This window comes from Rhodococcus sp. 27YEA15 (genome assembly GCF_049739425.1).
Lineage (GTDB): Bacteria > Actinomycetota > Actinomycetes > Mycobacteriales > Mycobacteriaceae > Rhodococcus_F.
The window spans coordinates 3,891,064-3,909,297 of record NZ_JBMHHW010000001.1 but is presented as its reverse complement, the minus strand read 5'-3'; the positions used below and the strand labels follow the sequence as shown (position 1 = coordinate 3,909,297).

The 18,234-nt window shown below is 62.9% G+C and carries 17 protein-coding genes; 5 read left to right on the top strand and 12 right to left on the bottom strand.

The features are described 5' to 3' along the window. Positions 1-3: 3 nt before the first annotated feature. From ABH922_RS18210 to ABH922_RS18190, 5 genes are all read right to left on the bottom strand, one after another. Positions 4-1,161 carry a hypothetical protein gene (locus ABH922_RS18210; RefSeq protein WP_424808248.1) on the bottom strand — a complete coding sequence of 386 codons (1,158 nt, stop codon included), beginning with the start codon at positions 1,159-1,161 and terminating at the stop codon, positions 4-6. Further along, complete coding sequence (locus ABH922_RS18205) at positions 1,161-1,478, bottom strand: hypothetical protein (RefSeq protein ID WP_424808247.1); 318 nt, start codon at positions 1,476-1,478, stop codon at positions 1,161-1,163. The genes ABH922_RS18210 and ABH922_RS18205 overlap by 1 nt, the downstream gene beginning before the upstream one ends. After that, on the bottom strand, positions 1,478-1,762 hold the full coding sequence (locus ABH922_RS18200) for an SAV_915 family protein (RefSeq protein ID WP_424809713.1): 285 nt from the start codon (positions 1,760-1,762) through the stop codon (positions 1,478-1,480). Before ABH922_RS18200 ends, ABH922_RS18205 begins: the two co-directional genes overlap by 1 nt. 178 nt (positions 1,763-1,940) lie before the next feature. After that, positions 1,941-3,110, bottom strand: a complete 1,170-nt coding sequence (locus tag ABH922_RS18195; protein ID WP_424808246.1) for a thiolase family protein — start codon at positions 3,108-3,110, stop codon at positions 1,941-1,943. Continuing rightward, positions 3,107-4,540 (bottom strand): MFS transporter, encoded by a 1,434-nt coding sequence (locus tag ABH922_RS18190; RefSeq protein ID WP_424808245.1) that lies wholly within the window; start codon positions 4,538-4,540, stop codon positions 3,107-3,109. The genes ABH922_RS18195 and ABH922_RS18190 overlap by 4 nt, the downstream gene beginning before the upstream one ends. A gap of 58 nt (positions 4,541-4,598) precedes the next feature. On the opposite strand from ABH922_RS18190, the gene ABH922_RS18185 reads away from it, so the two are divergent. Next, positions 4,599-5,114 (top strand): winged helix-turn-helix transcriptional regulator, encoded by a 516-nt coding sequence (locus tag ABH922_RS18185; protein WP_424808244.1) that lies wholly within the window; start codon positions 4,599-4,601, stop codon positions 5,112-5,114. Here the strand turns inward: ABH922_RS18185 and ABH922_RS18180 are convergent. The 3 genes from ABH922_RS18180 to ABH922_RS18170 form a co-directional block, all read right to left on the bottom strand. Continuing rightward, on the bottom strand, positions 5,095-5,586 hold the full coding sequence (locus ABH922_RS18180) for a GNAT family N-acetyltransferase (protein WP_424808243.1): 492 nt from the start codon (positions 5,584-5,586) through the stop codon (positions 5,095-5,097). The genes ABH922_RS18185 and ABH922_RS18180 overlap by 20 nt on opposite strands. 96 nt (positions 5,587-5,682) lie before the next feature. Further along, the gene (locus ABH922_RS18175; protein ID WP_424808242.1) at positions 5,683-6,453 is read right to left on the bottom strand and encodes a site-2 protease family protein; all 771 of its coding nucleotides are present in this window, start codon (positions 6,451-6,453) and stop codon (positions 5,683-5,685) included. After that, positions 6,450-7,124: a hypothetical protein gene (locus ABH922_RS18170; RefSeq protein WP_424808241.1), complete on the bottom strand. Its 675-nt coding sequence runs from the start codon at positions 7,122-7,124 to the stop codon at positions 6,450-6,452. The genes ABH922_RS18175 and ABH922_RS18170 overlap by 4 nt, the downstream gene beginning before the upstream one ends. Before the next feature lie 290 nt (positions 7,125-7,414). Between ABH922_RS18170 and ABH922_RS18165 the strand changes: the two genes are divergently transcribed. Continuing rightward, positions 7,415-8,704: an adenylosuccinate synthase gene (locus tag ABH922_RS18165; RefSeq protein ID WP_424808240.1), complete on the top strand. Its 1,290-nt coding sequence runs from the start codon at positions 7,415-7,417 to the stop codon at positions 8,702-8,704. A 199-nt stretch (positions 8,705-8,903) separates the two neighbouring features. Here the strand turns inward: ABH922_RS18165 and ABH922_RS18160 are convergent, their stop codons facing one another. Then, the gene (locus ABH922_RS18160; RefSeq protein WP_424808239.1) at positions 8,904-9,197 is read right to left on the bottom strand and encodes a hypothetical protein; all 294 of its coding nucleotides are present in this window, start codon (positions 9,195-9,197) and stop codon (positions 8,904-8,906) included. Between ABH922_RS18160 and ABH922_RS18155 the strand changes: the two genes are divergently transcribed. Further along, a complete protein-coding gene (locus ABH922_RS18155; RefSeq protein WP_424808238.1) occupies positions 9,196-10,671 on the top strand; it encodes a PLP-dependent aminotransferase family protein in 1,476 nt (491 codons plus the stop codon). The two genes, ABH922_RS18160 and ABH922_RS18155, sit on opposite strands and share 2 nt — an antisense overlap. 58 nt (positions 10,672-10,729) lie before the next feature. Here ABH922_RS18155 and ABH922_RS18150 read toward each other — a convergent pair whose 3' ends face one another. The 3 genes from ABH922_RS18150 to ABH922_RS18140 all read right to left on the bottom strand — a co-directional run bounded on the left by ABH922_RS18150 (position 10,730) and on the right by ABH922_RS18140 (position 15,737). After that, a complete protein-coding gene (locus ABH922_RS18150; protein ID WP_424808237.1) occupies positions 10,730-11,830 on the bottom strand; it encodes a CaiB/BaiF CoA transferase family protein in 1,101 nt (366 codons plus the stop codon). 104 nt (positions 11,831-11,934) lie between these two features. Continuing rightward, the gene (locus tag ABH922_RS18145; RefSeq protein WP_424808236.1) at positions 11,935-14,007 is read right to left on the bottom strand and encodes an ABC transporter ATP-binding protein; all 2,073 of its coding nucleotides are present in this window, start codon (positions 14,005-14,007) and stop codon (positions 11,935-11,937) included. Continuing rightward, positions 14,004-15,737 carry an ABC transporter ATP-binding protein gene (locus ABH922_RS18140; protein WP_424808235.1) on the bottom strand — a complete coding sequence of 578 codons (1,734 nt, stop codon included), beginning with the start codon at positions 15,735-15,737 and terminating at the stop codon, positions 14,004-14,006. Before ABH922_RS18140 ends, ABH922_RS18145 begins: the two co-directional genes overlap by 4 nt. Positions 15,738-16,320: 583 nt before the next feature. Here ABH922_RS18140 and ABH922_RS18135 point away from each other — a divergent pair. Continuing rightward, complete coding sequence (locus ABH922_RS18135; RefSeq protein WP_424808234.1) at positions 16,321-16,452, top strand: hypothetical protein; 132 nt, start codon at positions 16,321-16,323, stop codon at positions 16,450-16,452. A 249-nt stretch (positions 16,453-16,701) separates the two neighbouring features. Next, positions 16,702-18,198: a diguanylate cyclase gene (locus tag ABH922_RS18130; protein WP_424808233.1), complete on the top strand. Its 1,497-nt coding sequence runs from the start codon at positions 16,702-16,704 to the stop codon at positions 18,196-18,198. Positions 18,199-18,234 lie beyond the last annotated feature (36 nt).

Genomic DNA, 18,234 nt, shown 5'->3' with positions numbered 1-18,234 from the left:
ATCTCAGTCGAGAACGGCGTTGATCATTGTTGTCGCGCCGTAGCTGACGAGAAGGCCGGCGCCAACTGCAACGAGTACTGGCGCGCCGATTGTTCCTGATGCCAGAAGTGCGGTGGCTGCTGCACCCGCGACGTAACCCCCGGTATTGCGGGTAACTATTCGGCTGACGTCGTCGCTGTTTTCAGCTTCGGCGTATACCTCGTATCCAGTTTGAAGGACTGCCAGAATCCCTCCGGCTACAGGAAGTGCCTTGCCGATATTGGACACAGATGTTGGGAGCCTTGAGATCTCGACGTCATTGACGAGACTCAGAGTCATACTTCGTGCGATTCTGCTATCAGGATTTCCACCCGCGAGTTTGGCGTTGAAGGCTGCAACTGCTTCTGCTTGATTCGCACCTCCCGCAAATTTCATCATCGAATTGATTGCGGCGGTTCGGTAGCTGTCACTGACGGTTTCGAGCGCAATGGATCGGTATGCGGACACGTTGGCGGCCCGGGTTCGAGCGATCTCGTTCCACGTGTCGTACCGTTTGGCGGCTTCGCCGATGGTTCCGGCAACACCCTGGGCGCTCATCCACAACCAGGGTGCCTGCTTTTCCAGTTGCTCGACAACGCCTACCAGCAGAGATTGATTCTCGTTGGTTGCTTTCCGGAGCGCTGTATGCGCGGAGTCTTCGAGTTTCCTTGCTTCGGTGACGAGTTCGAGCGCCTGGCTGTATGCATCGACTTGTGTGGCGTGGGTCAACTGGAACCGAGCCTCGGCAGTATCGGTCAGTGGGCCCACGATGCGTGGCTTCGGATCTCCGATCCATTCGGCGTACGATCCGGCAAAAGTGATGGCGAGTTTCGCGGTGGCAGCGATTTCTACGGCGGTGTTCATTTTCGCCTGTACCGTCATCATGTCGGTGGCGAACACGCCGACTGCCGTGCCTACGGTTTCCGAGACCTCCGAGATTCGGTCGGAGAGCTTACGGACTGTCCCGACTGTTGATCGGAAGTTCTCTCCACCCGCACCTGCGGACCATTCCTCGTTCGATCGAGCTTCGGAGTCGGTGAAGCTTCTTGCGGTGTCGGCGATCGAGTCTCCGAGCTTCTTCAATGCCGTGGCGCAGGCGAGGCAGGAGGACACGTCGACATCGACCCACACGAAAAGAGGCATCAGTAGGCCTGGCTCGGTCCGATGAAGGTCTGGGTGCGGTGTTCCGATGCGCTGAGTCGAATGTTGTTCAACTGTTCGGTGTCGAAGTAGTTCTCACCGCCGATGTTCACCGCATCCGCCAGATCTGCCGACGTCTGTGACAACAGAGCGATCATTCGAGCCAACGCGGACACGAAGTCCCCGACGTGTGCGGTCGAAGGGCCGGCGTTCGGTGCTTCCGGCGCCGAAGATGCCAGTCCGAGGATGTCTTGGCTCACCTGCGCCAATGGCGCGGCAACGATGCTCAGGTTCCCGACCTGTAGGTCGCCGCCGCTCATCAGGCCGACTGCTCTGGTCGGAGTGACGTCATCCAGGCAGCGGGTGGGCCGTCGACCTCGTGGACGTGACGACGTGGTGGGGTGTCCTGCCGCAGATGTACGGGCATGTGGCCGTCCACGACGATCAGATCTGCGCCGGTGATGCGTTTGACGTCGAGTAGATCAGCGAAGTTGATGTGGACGCTTGACTGGAATTGTCCGCAGCATCGAACGAACGTGCCGGCGGATGTGTACACCGGTAGCAGGCGTGAGCCGTCGGATGCTCGCCGAAGCTCGAGTCGAATGACTTTGGTCCGGGGTCTTCACGAGCCGGCACGAATACAGTGGTCGACGGTTGGACATCGGTCTGGTTGTGCACGTGTGGAACCCCCTGTTGCACAAGCCTGCCCCCCAGGCTTTCGACGAGTATACGCACACGGCTCGGCGGCGGAACCTTCGTGGCTCCGCCGCCGACTCGTCGACTCAGCTCAGTCGTTCCACAATTGTGGCGTTGGCGAGACCACCGGCCTCGCACATCGTCTGCAGTCCGAATCGTGCACCGCGCTGCTCCATGGCGTTGACCAGTGTGGTCATGATGCGGGCACCGCTACCGCCGAGCGGATGGCCGAGCGCGATGGCGCCGCCGTGCACGTTGACCTTCGACAGATCCACTCCGGTATCGGCCGCCCATGCAAGTACAACGGGGGCGAAGGCCTCGTTGACCTCGAACAGGTCGATGTCGGCGATCCCCAATCCGGCTCGTGCCAAAACCTTTTCGGTCGCCGGGATGACGGCGGTGAGCATGTACAGCGGATCGTCGCCGGCCACCGCGAAGCTGTGCAACCGCGCCTTCGGGGTGAGACCGAGCTTTGCGGCGATCTCGCTGGTGGTGATCAGTAGCGCCGAGCTGCCGTCGGAGAGCGGGCTGCTGTTACCTGCTGTGATCGACCAGTCGATCTGCGGGAACCGCTGTGCGTAGTAGTCGGTCTCGAAAGCGGTCCGTAGGCCCGCCAGGGTTTCCACGGTGGTTCCGGGTCGGATCGACTCGTCGACTGCGAGCTGCGGTAATGTGGCGAGTTCCTTGGTGAAGTACCCGCTTTCGGTCGCCAGCGCCGCCTTTCGGTGGCTCGAGGCCGAGAATTCGTCGAGCCGAGTTCGGCTCAGACCCCATTTGGCGGCGATCAGTTCGGCGCTGATCCCTTGGGGCACCAGCCCGTCCGGGTAGCGCTCTTCGAATCCGAGACCGAAGGACTCGCGGCCGATTCCGCTCGAGCCCATGGGAACTCGGCTCATGGATTCGACTCCGGCGGCGACCACGACGTCGTAAGCTCCGGCGATGACGCCTTGCGCGGCGAAGTGCACGGCCTGCTGGCTGCTGCCGCATTGACGGTCGACGGTGGTACCCGGGACGGACTCAGGATAGCCGGCCGCGAGAAGTGCAGTGCGGGTGACGTTCTGGCTCTGTTCACCGACCTGTGTCACGGCGCCGCCGATCACGTCGTCGATCAATGCCGGGTCTATTCCGGTGCGCTCGACGACTGCTTTGAGGCTGTGCGCGAGAAGGTCGATCGCATTGATGCCGTGTAGGGCTCCGTTCGCCTTTCCCTTGCCGATCGGAGTGCGAACGGCTTCGACGATGACTGCGTCTCTCATGAGAGATTCCTTTCAGGGATGGCGGATAGGGCGGCGTTGTCGGGTGTGACAGCGGAATCGGGGGAGGGTGCGCGCGTGGGAGTCATGCCGAACGAGGCCAGGGCGGACGCGATGGCAACGGCGAAGATGACCCACCAGGCGCGGCGGAAGGTGTCGTAGTCGACGGCGGAGCCGAGGATCGCGATGAGCACACTGACGCCGAGGACGGTGCCGATCTGTCGGCTCATGCTCACCACTGCGCTGCCGGTGGCGGATCTGGACGGAGGCAGATCGGCGGTGGCCTGCGACAAGATGGTGGGCAGTGCCAAGCCGACGCCGATTCCGGTGATGATCCAGCCGGGCAGAAGTGCGGTGGCGTAGTGGGGGGTGGTACTCACGCTGAACATGACGTACAGGGTGCCGACGCCCCACAACGTGCTACCGAGTGCGGCGACGCGGCCGGCGGAGAACCGGGTGGTCAGTGATCCACCGACGATGGCGAACAGCGGGACCATGAGCGGGCCGGGGGACACGGCGAATCCGGTACGCAGCGCCGAGTATCCCCACACTTCTTGCAGCCACAGGATGTTCGAGAGCAGGCCGGCCGCGAACGTTGCGCTGAACAGGATCGCGGTGATGTTCGACCAGGCGAAGGAACGGACTGTGAGCAGGTCCGGGGCGATCAGCGGAGTGCGGTGCCGTGCATTGCTCCAGCAGAACACGGCAAGGGTGAGCACGGCGAGCGCGAAGGCGGTCAGGACGCGATCGTCGGTCCAACCCCAGTCCGGCCCCTGGACCAGTGCGAGTGCGAGAGAGCCGATTCCGATCGTGAGTAGGGCTGCGCCGGTGAGGTGGACGCCGCCGTCCGAATCCTTGTCGGTGGTGTCGGGGACCAACCGGACGGCGAAGAACAGCAGCACGATTCCGAGTGGGATGTTGATCAGGAACACCCACCGCCACGACGCCTCCACGAGCAGGCCGCCGACAACGGGACCGAATGCGGCTGCGGCTGCACCGGCTGCGGCCCAGATACGCACGCCGGATTGACGTCTCGCCGCCGGTAGGGCGTTGATCAACAGGCCCAGGCTGGCCGGGGTGAGGGCGGCCGCACCGACGGCTTGCACCACTCGGAATCCGACCAGCGCCCACAGGGAGGGGCTCAGGGCGCAGGCGGCGCTGGCGAGGGTGAACAGGGCGAGTCCGCCGACGAAGGCCCGCTTGTGGCCGATGCGGTCGGCCCATCTACCCAGTGGAATCAGCAGTGCTGCATAGACGATGGCGTATCCGTTGAGGATCCAGCTGAACTCGCCCAGTGAATGGCCTGGGTAGCTTTTGGCGATGTCGCTGAACGCCACGTTGACCACGAAGAGGTCGAGGCTGGCGACAAACGGAGCACCCGACAGGATCGCGAGTAACGGTCCGGTCCGAACCGGCTGGCTAGTCAATTCCATAGTCAGCAATCTACGCTCTGACTATGGTGATGGCAAGCCAGGGGGTAGTGTGGGGCTCATGACAGCCGCACAACTGACCGGAGTACTTGCAGATCGGAATGCCTGGCAGGCCACGCACTGCTCGATCGGGCGGGCCATGGAAGTGGTCGGCACCCGATCGGCCATGCTCATTCTGCGCGAGGCTTATTACGGCACAACACGGTTCGACGATTTCGCGACGCGCGTCGGTATCACCGAAGCAGTGGCGGCAGCGCGGCTCAAGGAACTGACCGAGGCTGGTCTGTTCGAGCGTTCACCGTACAAGGAGCCGGGCAAGCGGACCCGTCACGAGTATCTGCTCACCGAGAAGGGGCGAGATCTGCTGCCTGCGGTGGTCGCGCTCATGCAATGGGGTGACAAGTATCTGCACGGGGGAAAGGGGGGACCGCTCGAGTTGGCGGACGATTTCACGGGGGAGCCGATCCGGGCGGACGTACGCAACGAGTCCGGCGACGTGATCCCACTCGCGCGGGTTCGGGTGTCGCCGAACTATTCGCGGTTGCCGAACGTGTCGGCTAGCTCAGAGACTTCTTGAATCCGAGGTGGGAATCGACGAAACCGAGACGCTCGTAGAAGGAGTGCGCTTCGGTCCGGGTGCGATCGGAAGTCAACTGGGCGAGGAATGCACCGCGGCGGGCACCCTCGTCGCACGCCCACCGGATCATCGCGCTGCCGATTCCCTTGCTGCGGTGATCCTCGTGCACACGTACGGCCTCGATCTGCATCCTCGTCGCACCCATCCGGCTCAGGCCGGGGATGAACGTCAGTTGCATGGAGCCGATGACGGTGTCGTCGTCGACGGTGATCACCACCAGTAGGTGCGCGGGGTCCTTGTCGATGCGGGTGAACGCTTCTTCGTAGATCGTCCGCGCGTCGGGGTTCGTGGTCTCGCGGGTCGATCCGATGGGGTCGTCGGCGAGGAGGTCGATCAGGGCTTCGACGTGTCGGATTTCGGCCTGTCGAACGCCGTACTGCACGCCGTGGGACTGAATCGTGGTCGACATCATCTGTCTACTCCTCGAATTGTGTTGCCGTCGAAACTGTCTTGTGTCCGAATTGTCAGAATCTCACGAGCGGCTGCCGCGCGGGAATGCTGCCCTGCGTCAGGACCACCAACGCATCCAGAAATTGCCGCGTGCCGCATAGTCGGACGGGACCCCTCCGAGTTCGAAGAGCCAGTAGATTGCGTCGAAGAAAATGACGTTGACCTGCGGCACGAAGAGCAGCGCGACCAGCAACAGCAGCCCGTACGGTTTGAACTGTTCGAGTTGACGCCTCGTGTGGGTGGCGAGGAAAGGTTCGAGCGCACCGTAACCGTCGAGGCCCGGGACCGGGATCAGATTCAGAACGGTGGCCATGATCTGGAGGAAAGCGAGGAAGCTGAGACCGTCCCAGAACATTTCGTGACCCGAATCAACACCATACGTACGTATGACGACGAGAAGTATTATCGCGACTGCCGCGTTGGTCAACGGACCCGCCAGTGAGATCCGGGCCTGAACTCGCGGCGAAAACATGCCGGTGCGCAGATAGACGGCTCCACCGGGCAGCCCGATGCCGCCGAGCGCGATGAACACCACCGGAAGCCCGATGGACAACAGCGGGTGGCTGTACCGGAGCGGGTTGAGCGTCAGATAGCCACGGACTGCGACGTCGGTGTCGCCGTGACGCCAAGCGAGGAAGGCGTGAGCGAACTCGTGCAGGCACACCGTGACCACCCAGCCGGCGACGACCAGCACGAACACGCCTACTCGGCCGGTGACCGAATACCACTCGGAGTTGAAGGCCACGGCACCACCGAGCACCGCGATCGCCACCACGCCCAGAAAAACCGGGCTGGGGCGAAACGTCGATCGTGCGTGGCCGATGGTCATCGAACCAACAGCCAGGTCTTGTCGTACCGATAGAAGGTGGACCGCTTCAGATCACGTGGGTTCGAGATTCCGTCTCGCACCAGATGCGCGGCAGGTGAGCCGAGCTGAACGGCCCGACCGTCCAACCACCGTCGAGGCCCCAGACGTCGACGCCGTTCGGTGGACGCGCGGATACCCGGCAATTTCGGGCTGGGGACGATGCGGATGGCCGGAACCGTGCCCGAGAACAAGCGCTGATCGTCGACGTACGCCTCGCCGACCAACTCCGCGGAACCGCCCGGACCTGTGATGGTTGCCGCGCCGACCAGCGCGACGCCTGCATCGTCCCGGATCAGTGGGACGGTGTGCGCGGTACCTTTCAACGCCGCCCTGGCAGCCCGGGCTCCAGTGGCGAGACGGTAGGCATCGGTGGCCGACGTACGGGTCTCGGTGACATAGGCCAGTTCGACGTGCAGCCGCTCCAGGCGCATCAACCGCGTCAGCGCGGCAGCGAATGCGGCGTCGGTCCCCACCACGATCAAACGTGGAGCGGTAGCGACCTGCAGATAGGACAGCGCGTCGTCGAAATGGTCTTTCTCCGGCACGTCCGGTACCGCGAACGAGGTGATTTCGCCGAGCGGGAGGGGCACCGGTGAATCACCACACTTGAGCACAACGGGGGTCAACGCCACTCCTAGCTCGATTTGACTTCTCTTGATCACTTGCGTTCGGCACCGACCGTCAACCTCCCGGAAATGGCCGTCCGAATCGCCGACCACGATCCTAGTGCGATACCCGAGCCACGTCGGTATTCGCCTCGACGACCAGTAGTTTTCCGGACCGAAAGGTCTGCTCTCGGGCTCTGGGCTAGACTGCTCCATCGGTCACTGCAACAACTCCGGTCGCATCAACGTGGGCACGGAGTCCGGCAGTACCAATGCGGCGGGACAACTGCTGCACGTCGACCGTAGGAGACAACGTCATGCCGGCAATCGTCCTGATCGGCGCCCAGTGGGGCGACGAAGGTAAGGGCAAAGCTACAGATCTACTGGGCGAGCAGCTCCAGTGGGTCGTGCGATACCAGGGCGGCAACAACGCCGGACACACCGTAGTTCTGCCGAACGGTGACAAATTCGCACTCCACCTCATCCCGTCCGGGATTCTCACTCCGGCGGTCACCAACGTCATCGGTAACGGTGTAGTGGTTGATCCCGGAGTGCTGCTCACCGAATTGGCCGGCCTGGAAGAGCGGAATGTCGATACCTCGCGGCTCCTGCTCTCGGCCGATGCGCACCTGATCATGCCGTACCACGTGGCCATCGACAAGGTCACCGAACGCTTCCTGGGGGCCAAGAAGATCGGCACCACGGGCCGCGGTATCGGGCCTTGCTACCAGGACAAGATCGCTCGCGTCGGCGTCCGCGCGGCCGACGTGCTGGACGAGAAGATCCTCACCCAGAAGGTCGAGGCCGCGCTCGAGTTCAAGAACCAGGTTCTGGTCAAGATCTACAACCGCAAGGCGCTCGATCCGCAGCAGGTCGTCGACGAGGTGTTGACGCAGGCCGAGGGCTTCAAGCACCGCATCTCCGATACTCGCCTGCTGCTCAACCAGGCTCTCGAGCGAGGTGAGACGGTCCTGCTCGAAGGATCGCAGGGCACCCTGCTCGACGTCGATCACGGCACGTACCCCTACGTGACCTCGTCCAACCCCACGTCGGGCGGCGCGGCAGTCGGCTCGGGTATCGGACCAACTCGTATCACCACGGTGCTCGGCATCCTCAAGGCGTACACCACTCGCGTCGGATCCGGACCGTTCCCGTCCGAGCTGTTCGACGATCACGGTGCCTATCTGGCCAAGCAGGGCGGCGAGGTCGGTGTCACCACCGGTCGTGCCCGTCGTACCGGCTGGTTCGACGCCGTCATCGCCCGCTACGCGACGCGCGTGAACGGCATCACCGACTACTTCCTGACCAAGCTCGACGTGCTCAGTAGTCTCGACACGGTTCCGATCTGTGTGGCCTACGAGGTGGACGGCGTTCGTTACGACGAAATGCCGATGTCGCAGACCGACATTCACCACGCCAAGCCCATCTACGAAGAGATGCCGGGTTGGTGGGAGGACATCTCGAAGGCACGCACCTTCGAGGAGCTTCCGCAGAACGCGCAGAATTACGTGCTACGGCTCGAAGAGTTGTCCGGTGCGTACATCTCCTGCATCGGTGTCGGCCCCGGCCGTGACGAGACGATCGTCCGGCGCGAGGTCATCCGCTAGCGAAGCGCGTATGTCGAGATCCCCGTTCCTGTTCTCAGGAGCGGGGATTCGCGTTTGTCGAGATCCCCGTTCCTGTTCTCAGGAGCGGGGATTCGCGTTTGTCGGGGCCGATGCAGAGTCCACGGCGGTCGGCACGGGCCGGAAGTGCCGGCGATCCTGATCCAGTTGCAAGGCTCTTGTCGTATGAAAAGGTCCAGTGTCAGCCAACTGGACTGCAATCGCGATCACTCGTCCCGCCGACACGGGTTCGCTCAGTGCCGTCGGTTTCTGTCGGAGTGTGCGATTCGATACCGTCGAGTACGCCTCCGAGTGGTGCTGCCAGGCGAAACTGTTCCGCTCGGAAGAAGGTTCTCTCGCCTTCCGTCGGGGCGAGGACATAGACCAGCCAGGCAAACAATGCGAGGCCGATGAGTGTTGCGAAGGTGGTCATAGGCCAATCATCATCTTCACTGGTATTGAAAAACATAGCCAAGATGTCGATACTGGACTGCATGATGACTCGAGTTCTCGGTGCCCGGTCCCTCGCGCGCGATCTCGGCTCCTGGCAAGAGGAGTCCGGGCGTCGCCCCGCCTACCGGGCGTTGGCCGACGGTATCCGTCTGCTGATCCACGACGGCCGGGTACCGCTGGGTGTGGCTCTGCCCAGTGAGCGCGAACTGGCGACGGTCCTGGAACTGAGCCGAACCACCATCACGTCCTCGTACTCGGTTCTGCGCGACGAGGGTTATCTGATCAGCCGACAGGGTTCACGCAGCACCGTCGCTCTGCCCGCCGGAGCCAGACCGAACGGGCTCATGTTCCGTTCACATCAGCCCGGCCCGAGTGGGCCCGTCGTCGACCTCAGCTATGCGGCGATGGCCGCACCCGCGGCACAGGTCGAGCTCGCATACGCGTCGGCGCTGGCGTTGCTTCCGAATTTTCTACCCACGCACGGCATGGAACCGATCGGTATCGGTGATCTGCGCGATGTGATCGCTCAGCGGTACACGGCGCGCGGACTGCCGACCACCGCAGATCAGATCATGGTGACTTCCGGTGCGCAGCATGCACTTCGGTTGTTGATCTCGGTGCTCACCTCGCCTGGCGAGCGGGTCCTGGTCGATCATCCGACGTATCCCAATGCGCTGGAAGCGATTCGGCGTAACGGTGCCCGCCCGGTTCCGGTTCCGGTCCGGCCCGAGTTCGCTGCGGCGGGCGCGTGGGATCTGGACGGAATCCGTAGCGCTGCGCGGCAGACTGCGGCCCGGATGGCATATCTGATTCCCGACTTCCACAATCCGACCGGGCTCTGTATGGATTCGTCCGGGCGGGCGGAGCTGGCCAAGATCGCGCACGAGACTCGCATGACCCTCGTCGTGGACGAGACGATGGTGGATCTGTGGTTGGACGCACCGCCGCCCGCGCCGGTAGCTTCGCACGGGCGCGGGGCCGCGAAAACCGATGTGGTGACGCTCGGTTCCACGGCGAAGTCGCTGTGGGGCGGACTGCGAGTCGGGTGGATCCGTGCCGATTCGGCCCTGATCACCCAATTGGTCGGTGCCCGGGCGGCCGTCGACCTTGGCACTCCGGTGATGGACCAGTTGGCTGCCGCGTACCTGCTTGCCGACGACAGTGCACTTCTCGACCAGCGCCGAATCGTCCTACGTCAGCAGCGTGCGGCGTTACTGGGCGCGTTCGCCGAGCACCTTCCGGACTGGCAACCTACTCCCGGGTCGGGTGGCATGTCGGTGTGGATGCGGATGTCCGCCCCGGTGTCGACGGCACTCGCTGCTGTCGCCCCCAACTTCGGCGTGCTTCTTGCCGCCGGGCCACGCTTCGGAGTCGAAGGTGCATTCGAGCGCTTCATCAGGGTGCCGTACGCCAGGAGCAGTGAGGATCTGATTCGCGGCGTTGCTGCCATCGCTGCTGCATACGACACCCTGGCCACTGATCGGGACGCGACCGATCAGCGGCTCGTGGTGGTGTAGGACCTTCGGCCCTGTGCGCCTTTTCGGTCGCGTGCGCTACCGGAAAGGCGCACTGGGGTTATGCCCACACGGTGTCGATGTCCGTCGCCGCACGGGCCGGTGCCGACGGAATGCCCGGCTGCGTGCGTGAGAAGCGCGGCGCCGGCGCGTGCTGGGTGACGCCGTCCAATTCGATCAGTGAGCCGCGGGCAGCGATGTGCTCGTTCCCCGATGCCTCACCGAAGGTCAGAATCGGGGACACACACGCGTCGGTGCCGAGGAAGATCTCGGTCCACTCGTCTCGGGTCTTGGACAGGAACTTCTCGGTGAACACGCCTTTCAGCTCGTCCCACTTGGTGACGTCCATCTGCTGGGGGAGATCGGCGGGGTCCAACTCGAGGCCCTGGAGAAGAAGTGCGTAGAACTGCGGCTCGATCGATCCCACTGCCATGTACCGGCCGTCGGAGGTCTCGTAGGTGTCGTAGAACGGGGCACCGGTGTCGAGGAGATTGACGCCGCGCTCGTCGGACCAGACGCCGCGGCCTCGAAATGCCCACATCATGTGCGAGAGCGCGAGGGCGCCGTCCACCATAGCCGCGTCGACGACCTGCCCTTTGCCCGACGTCTGACGTTCGACGAGCGCGGAGAGGACCCCGAAGATCAGGAACATGGAGCCGCCACCGAAATCGCCGACCATGTTGAGCGGCGGGACAGGGCGCTCGCCCTTGCGGCCGACGGCGTGCAGGACGCCGGTCAGTGAGATGTAGTTGATATCGTGTCCGGCCGCGTTGGACAGCGGGCCTTCCTGCCCCCAGCCGGTCATCCGCCCGTAGACGAGTCGCTCGTTCCGCTCGAGAACGACATCCGGTCCGAGGCCCATCCGTTCCATGACGCCGGGCCGGAAGCCTTCGATGAGGACATCGGCTCGTTCGAGTAGATCCAGGACCTTGGCCACCTCTGCCGGATCCTTGAGGTTTGCCTCGACGATCCGACGGCCCCGCTTGATCTGGTCGGTGGCTCGCGGGTCCTGCACGATCTGGCCGGCGCGCTGGACGATCACGACGTCGGCCCCCATGTCCGCAAGTAGAGTGGCTGCATGCGGTCCCGGTCCCAGGCCGGCGAACTCCACGATTCGGATACCCGCGAGCGGGCCTGTCTTCTCCGCTGATCCTGCAGACACGTGCACTCCTGCTTCCGTCGATGGCACTGCTTGACCACCGACGGTAACCCGTACGCCCCGAACAATGTGTTCCGGGGCACCTGGGCCTGCCGCAGAGACGGTGGTCACTCGACGGTGGCACCCTCGAACTGTGCGTTGTAGAGCCGGAAGTACGCGCCGCCCGCCGCGACGAGCTCGGCGTGGTTACCCTGCTCGACGATCGTGCCCGCCTCCATCACGACGATCAGGTCGGCATTGCGGATGGTCGAGAGCCGGTGCGCGATGATGAAGCTGGTTCGACCGTTTCGCAGCGACGACATGGCCTGCTGGACAAGCTGTTCCGTTCGAGTGTCGACCGAGCTGGTGGCCTCGTCGAGAATCAGCAGCGACGGCCTCGAGATGAAGGCCCGTGCGATGGTGATGAGCTGCTTTTCACCGGAGCTGATGTTCGAGGCTTCCTCGTCGAGTACGGTGTCGTAGCCGTCGGGGAGCGTGTGGATGAACCGATCGACGAATGCTGCCCGCGCGGCTTCTTGGATCTCGGCTTCCGAGGCTCCGGTGCGGCCGTAGGCGATGTTCTCGCGGATGGTACCGCCGAAGAGCCAGGTGTCCTGCAGAACCATGCCGACATGATTGCGCAGATCGGCGCGGCGCATGTGCGAGATGTCGACGTCGTCGAGGGTGATGCGTCCTGAATCTACTTCGTAGAACCGCATGACGAGGTTGACGAGGGTGGTCTTTCCGGCACCGGTCGGACCGACGATCGCCACGGTCTGCCCCGACCGCGCGGTCAGATTGACGTTCTCGATCAACGGCTTGTCGGGTTCGTAGCGGAACGAGACGTCTTCGAACTCCACGTTTCCGACACTGCGGTGCCGTCCGGCCGGTTCGGGAAGTTCAGGGGCGGCGAGGTCGGCGGGCTGTTCGGGTTCGTCGAGCAGTTCGAAGACTCGTTCGGCGGACGCGGCACCGGACTGCAGACTCGACGACATGGAAGCGATCTGGGTCAACGGTTGGCTGAACTGCCGTGAATAGACGATGAACGCCTGGACGTCACCGAGAGACATGTTGCCACTGGCGACTTTCAATGCTCCGACGACAGCCAGAAGTACGTAGGTGATGTTCCCGACGAAGTTCATCACCGGCATGATCAGGCTGGAGAGGAACTGGGCCCCGAACGAGGCATCGAGCAGTTTCTTGTTCTGCTCGGCGAATTCGCGCTCCGCTTCGGCCTGGTGCCCGTAGACGCGGACCAGTTCGCGGCCGCTGTACGTTTCTTCGATCTGAGCGTTGATCTTTCCGGTCTCGGCCCACTGCGCCTTGAACAGAACCTGTGCTCGTTTGGCCACTCGCGCTACCAACAACACCGATACCGGTACGGCGATCAAGGCGATCGCCGCGAGCATCGGCGAAATCAGGAACATCATGGTCAGCACACCGACGACGGTCAGGACCGAAGTAAGGAGCGAGGTCAACGTCGACGACAATGTCGAGGAGATGTTGTCGATGTCATTGGTGACGCGGCTCAGGATCTCACCGCGAGGAGTCTTGTCGAAGTACGGCAGCGGGAGGCGGTGGATCTTCGCTTCCACCGACGCACGCAGGTCGTAGATGGTGCGCTGGACCACGATATTGAGGAGGTACGCCTCGATCCAGGCGAGCAACGACGACAGCAGATACACGCCGATGGCAATCGAGACGACCTTGCCGATGGCGTCGAAGTCCAGTCCGACACCGGGAACGACGTCAGCCGAGTTCGAGATCAGGTCGGCGAATGTCGAGTTTCCGCTCTCACGAATCGCTTCGGCGGCCTGATCCCGGGTCAGACCTGCTGGAAGGTTCTTGCCGAGGAACCCCGAGAAGATGAGGTCGGTGACGTGCCCGAGAATTTTCGGGACGGCGACCGACGCGGCAATGCTGCCGATGGTCGACAAGACCACGAAGAACACCGCGACCTTGTGGGGGCGCAGCAGCTCGAGCAACCGCTTCATCGTGGCTTTGAAATGTGCGGGTTTGGTGTCGGTCGACGTCAACCCGGGTTTGGCTGTCGGATCAGGATCTCGACCGGACTGCTCGGCCGGTGTCTCGGGTTCGCCCGGTTCGGGGTGGCGGGGGATTCTGGCGAAGACAACTGTGGGTGCGTCGTCGAAGTAGGTGCTGCTGGGCGTCCCTAGTCGAGGATCGTGCGGATTGGTCATGCGTGGGACTCCGCGGGTATTTGAGACGCGACGATTTCCTGGTAAGTCGGGCAATTTGCCTGGAGGAACTCGTGATCGCCGAGGCCGACAGGGGTTCCGTCCTCGAGAACCATGATCTGGTCGGCATTCTCGATCGATGCGATGCGTTGGGCGACGATGATGACCGTCGAGTTGGCTGCGACCGTGTGCAACGCCCCCCGGACGGCGGCGTCGGTGTGCATGTCGAGTGCGGAGAACGAGTCGTCGAAGATGTAGATCCGGGGCCGGCGGACGACGGCTCGGGCGATCGCCAGGCGCTGACGTTGCCCGCCGGAGAGGTTGCTGCCGCCCTGCGCGACCGGCGAGTCGAGCCCGTCGGACAGGTCGCGGACGAAACCGTCCGCGTGCGCCACTGCCAGGGCCGCCCATACCTCTTCGTCGGTGGCGTCCGGTTTTCCGTAGCGAATGTTGCTTGCGATCGTTCCGGCGAACAGGTACGCCTTCTGCGGCACGTACCCGAAGTTCGCGAACAGCTCGTCCTGATCCCAACCGCGGACATCGAGACCGTCGACGAGTACGGCGCCTGCCGTGACGTCGAAGAGCCGGGGGATCAAGGAGACGAGGGTCGACTTTCCGCTGCCGGTGCTGCCGACGATGGCGGTGACGGTCCCGGGTAGGCAGCGCATCGAGACGTTACTGAGCACAGGGGTCTCGGCGCCGGGGTACGAGAAGCCTGCGCCGCCGAACTCGACGACGCCGTAGGGACTGGTCGGGCGCAGAGGCTGTGCCGGCGGCGGTACCGACGGTTCCGTCTCGAGTACGGCGACGATACGGTCGGCGCACACGGCGGCGCGAGGGATCACCACGGCGAGCATGGTGGCCATCACCACCGACATCAGGATCTGCATCACGTAGGCGAGGAATGCGCCGATCTGACCGATCTGCATGTCCCCGGTGTCGACCAGGTGGGCGCCGAACCACAAAACGGCGACGCTGGACATGTTGGCGATCAGCATCACGGTGGGTAGCAAGACGGCCTGGTAGCGCCCGATGAGCAGGGCGGTGTCGGTCAGTTCCTTGTTGGCCTTGTCGAAGCGCATGGCTTCGTCGGGCTCACGCACGAAAGCGCGGATGACGCGCATGCCGGTGAGCTGCTCGCGAAGTGAACGATTGATGTTGTCGATCCGAGTCTGCATCGTGCGGAAGTGGGGGATCAACCGGGCGACGACCACGGTCACCGCGATCGCCAGCAGTGGCACGGAGATGGTCAGCAGCCAGGACAGTTGGAGATTCTCCCGTAGTGCCATGACGACGCCGCCGATACACATCAGTGGTGCACTGACAAGCATCGACGAGGTGAGCATGACGAGCGTCTGGATCTGCAGGACGTCGTTGGTGTTTCGCGTGATCAGCGTCGGGGCGCCGAAATCGTTGAACTCGCGGTCGGAGAATCGGCCGACCGCTTTGTAGAACGCGCCGCGGACGTCGTGACCGAATCCCATCGACGATTTGGCGGCGAGGAATGTCGCGGCGATGGAGGCGAGGATCGAGGCCAGCGAGACCAGAATCATGATTCCGCCGGTGCTGAGGATGAAGTCGGTATCGCCACGGGCGACGCCGTCGTCGATGATTCGGGCGTTGAGAGTGGGCAGGATCAGTGACGTGATCGCACCGAAAAGTTGAAGCGCGAGTACCCCGGCGAGAAACCAGCGGTACGGAGGCAGGTACGCCTTGAGCAGTTTTGCTAACACGACATTCCTGTGTGGGTTGCCACGCGTTCCGGGTAGGTCACAAAGACACGGTATGACAGTTCGTGGGGTAGCCGGACATCGACCTCTTGCGTTTGTCGAGGTTTGCCGCATTTACATGTGGCGTATATCACGTACCTGACGCGAAATGTGCCGTCGAGTCCGGCTTCGTACTCCGATGCCGAGGCGGCGTCGGCGACGGGCGAGAACCGTTCGATCCGATTTGTTGCCAGATGTCAACTGGCGGTCGCGTCCATTCGAGCCTCGAAGCGTTGAGTGTGATATAAATCACACCCAATTCGACCTATGTCACAGTTTGTCCCATTGAAAAGGTGCAAACACCTTAATCTGTAACTCCGGGTAGCGAATAGTAACTATTCGATAACCGGCGGTCCTGGACAGTCGGTATGCGGGCTCGATATGTTGCTCCTCAACACGCGTCAGTGTGTTCCATCACAAATCGGAACGGCGTCCGGGGATGATCTCCATCGCCCCGGCTCTGGAGTCCCCGGATCGCTTCCGTCGCTGTTCACAGGCGAATTGTGTTGGATGTTCACATCATCTCAGACATACAGGAGACACACCCATGTTCGGATCGTTGTCCACACTCGGACCCCTGTTGACCGCGCTCGGCAATTTCCTCACTTCTGTCCCCACCGGTTCGCTGTCCGGCGATTCGTCGCCCTCGAGCAAGGGTGGATCCGGTTCGCTCGGGTAATCCGACTCGGCAACGGGTACGTATGGGCGATTAGCCTGAATTTAACTGTAACGAAAGTGTCCTCGGCCAAGATGTGGTCGGGGGCACTTTCGTTTTTCGTCCGAGCTGTCTGTATTCGTGCGTACGATAGCTCGACGGGACAACCGAAATACGACGCTCGCCGGATTCACTGCGCGCCCGATCGCCCATCAGACGATCGCAGCACATCGGATTCACATGTAGCAGACCGCGAGGTGACCAATGGCAAGGATGAGTCGAAGCATCCGACTGCCGGTGGTATTCGTCGTGGTCCTGATAGCGGCACTGGTCGGAATCCTGACCCGCCCGCCGGGGCTCCTCGCCATGTTCTGGTGTGCAAACGCGCTTCTGCTGGGAATGATGATTAGGTGGCCGGTTCTGATCGAATGGCCGACCTGGGTTACCGCGGCATTCGCGTACGTCACAGCGGACATGGCCACCGGCAATTCGCTTTCCATGACCTTGCAGTTGAACGGCGCGAATCTGCTCGGTGTCCTCGCCGGAGTCCTCTTGCTCCGCTCCGCGAAGCGGATGCCGTTACGGCTGGCTGATTCACAGTCTCTGGTCTGGCTGGTGCTCGTCGCGGCCGTGAGTGCTGTCTCGACGGCGGCAACAGCGGGATTGTTGGATCAGTTGATTCGAGACGAACCCTTCTTCGTGACACTTTTCCACTGGGCAAGCACCGAGTTCATGGCCTACCTGTTGGTCTTACCGTTCGTCCTGTCCGTGGGAATCCCGTCCGGCCTCGCCGAACTGCGGCGATACCTGACGGTCAAAACTCTGGCCACCATGGCTGTGCCGCTGCTCGCGACTCTCGCCTGTGTTCCTATCGCCTTCAACATCGAAGGCCCCATCGCTTTGGTTCTCCCGTTGCCCGCTCTGCTGTGGTGCGCAACGCGTATTTCCGTTCCCAGCACCGCGCTGGTCTCCTTGGTGTGGTCGGTGTGGGCGCTGATGATGGCAGGTAGTGGCCGGCTGGCGATCGGTGACGCGAACTCGTCGAGATGGAACGAAGATGTCGTCACGTCCATCGCGGTGACCCTCATCGCCCTGGGGCCGATTGCGGTCGCCTGCGCTACTCAGGAACGTCGGGCAGCCGAGCGTGAGTTGTTCCTGGCTGTCGAATACGACCACCTCACCGGTGTTCTCTCGCGCGGGTCGTTCCTCCGTCACGCCGAAGACGAGTTGTCCTACGCGGCCCGAACCAAGTCGCCGGCCGGAATGTTGATGCTCGACCTGGACCACTTCAAGTGCATCAACGACACCCACGGACATATGGGTGGTGATGTTGTGCTTGCGGATTTCGCGGAACGAACTGCAGGGTTGTTGTCCGAGGGAGATCTGGTCGGTCGGCTCGGGGGTGAGGAATTCGCCGTCCTTCTGCTCGATTGCAGCTTCACCCGCGCCGTTGCCGTATCCGAATCCATTCGTCTTTCCCAACTCGAGTACTCCGAGGCAACCGGCATCACGAGCACCGTGAGTATCGGTGTGGCATGGGTCGATCACGCGACACCGACCCTGCCCGCGCTGATGAGCATCGCCGACGCGGCGCTGTACGAGGCCAAACGAGGTGGCCGCAACCTCGTCAAGGCACGCAATGTCAGCAACGGTGAATTACCGCAGCAGGGTCCGGAACCGGGAACCCAGACACGCACGTTCCGGAAACCGACTGCTCCGCGTTCGAGCCGGCGTGCATTCGACCGACTGGGTACGGCCGACGGCCGATGACCGTTCGCCGACCTGCCCGCGATCCGGCGTCTGGAC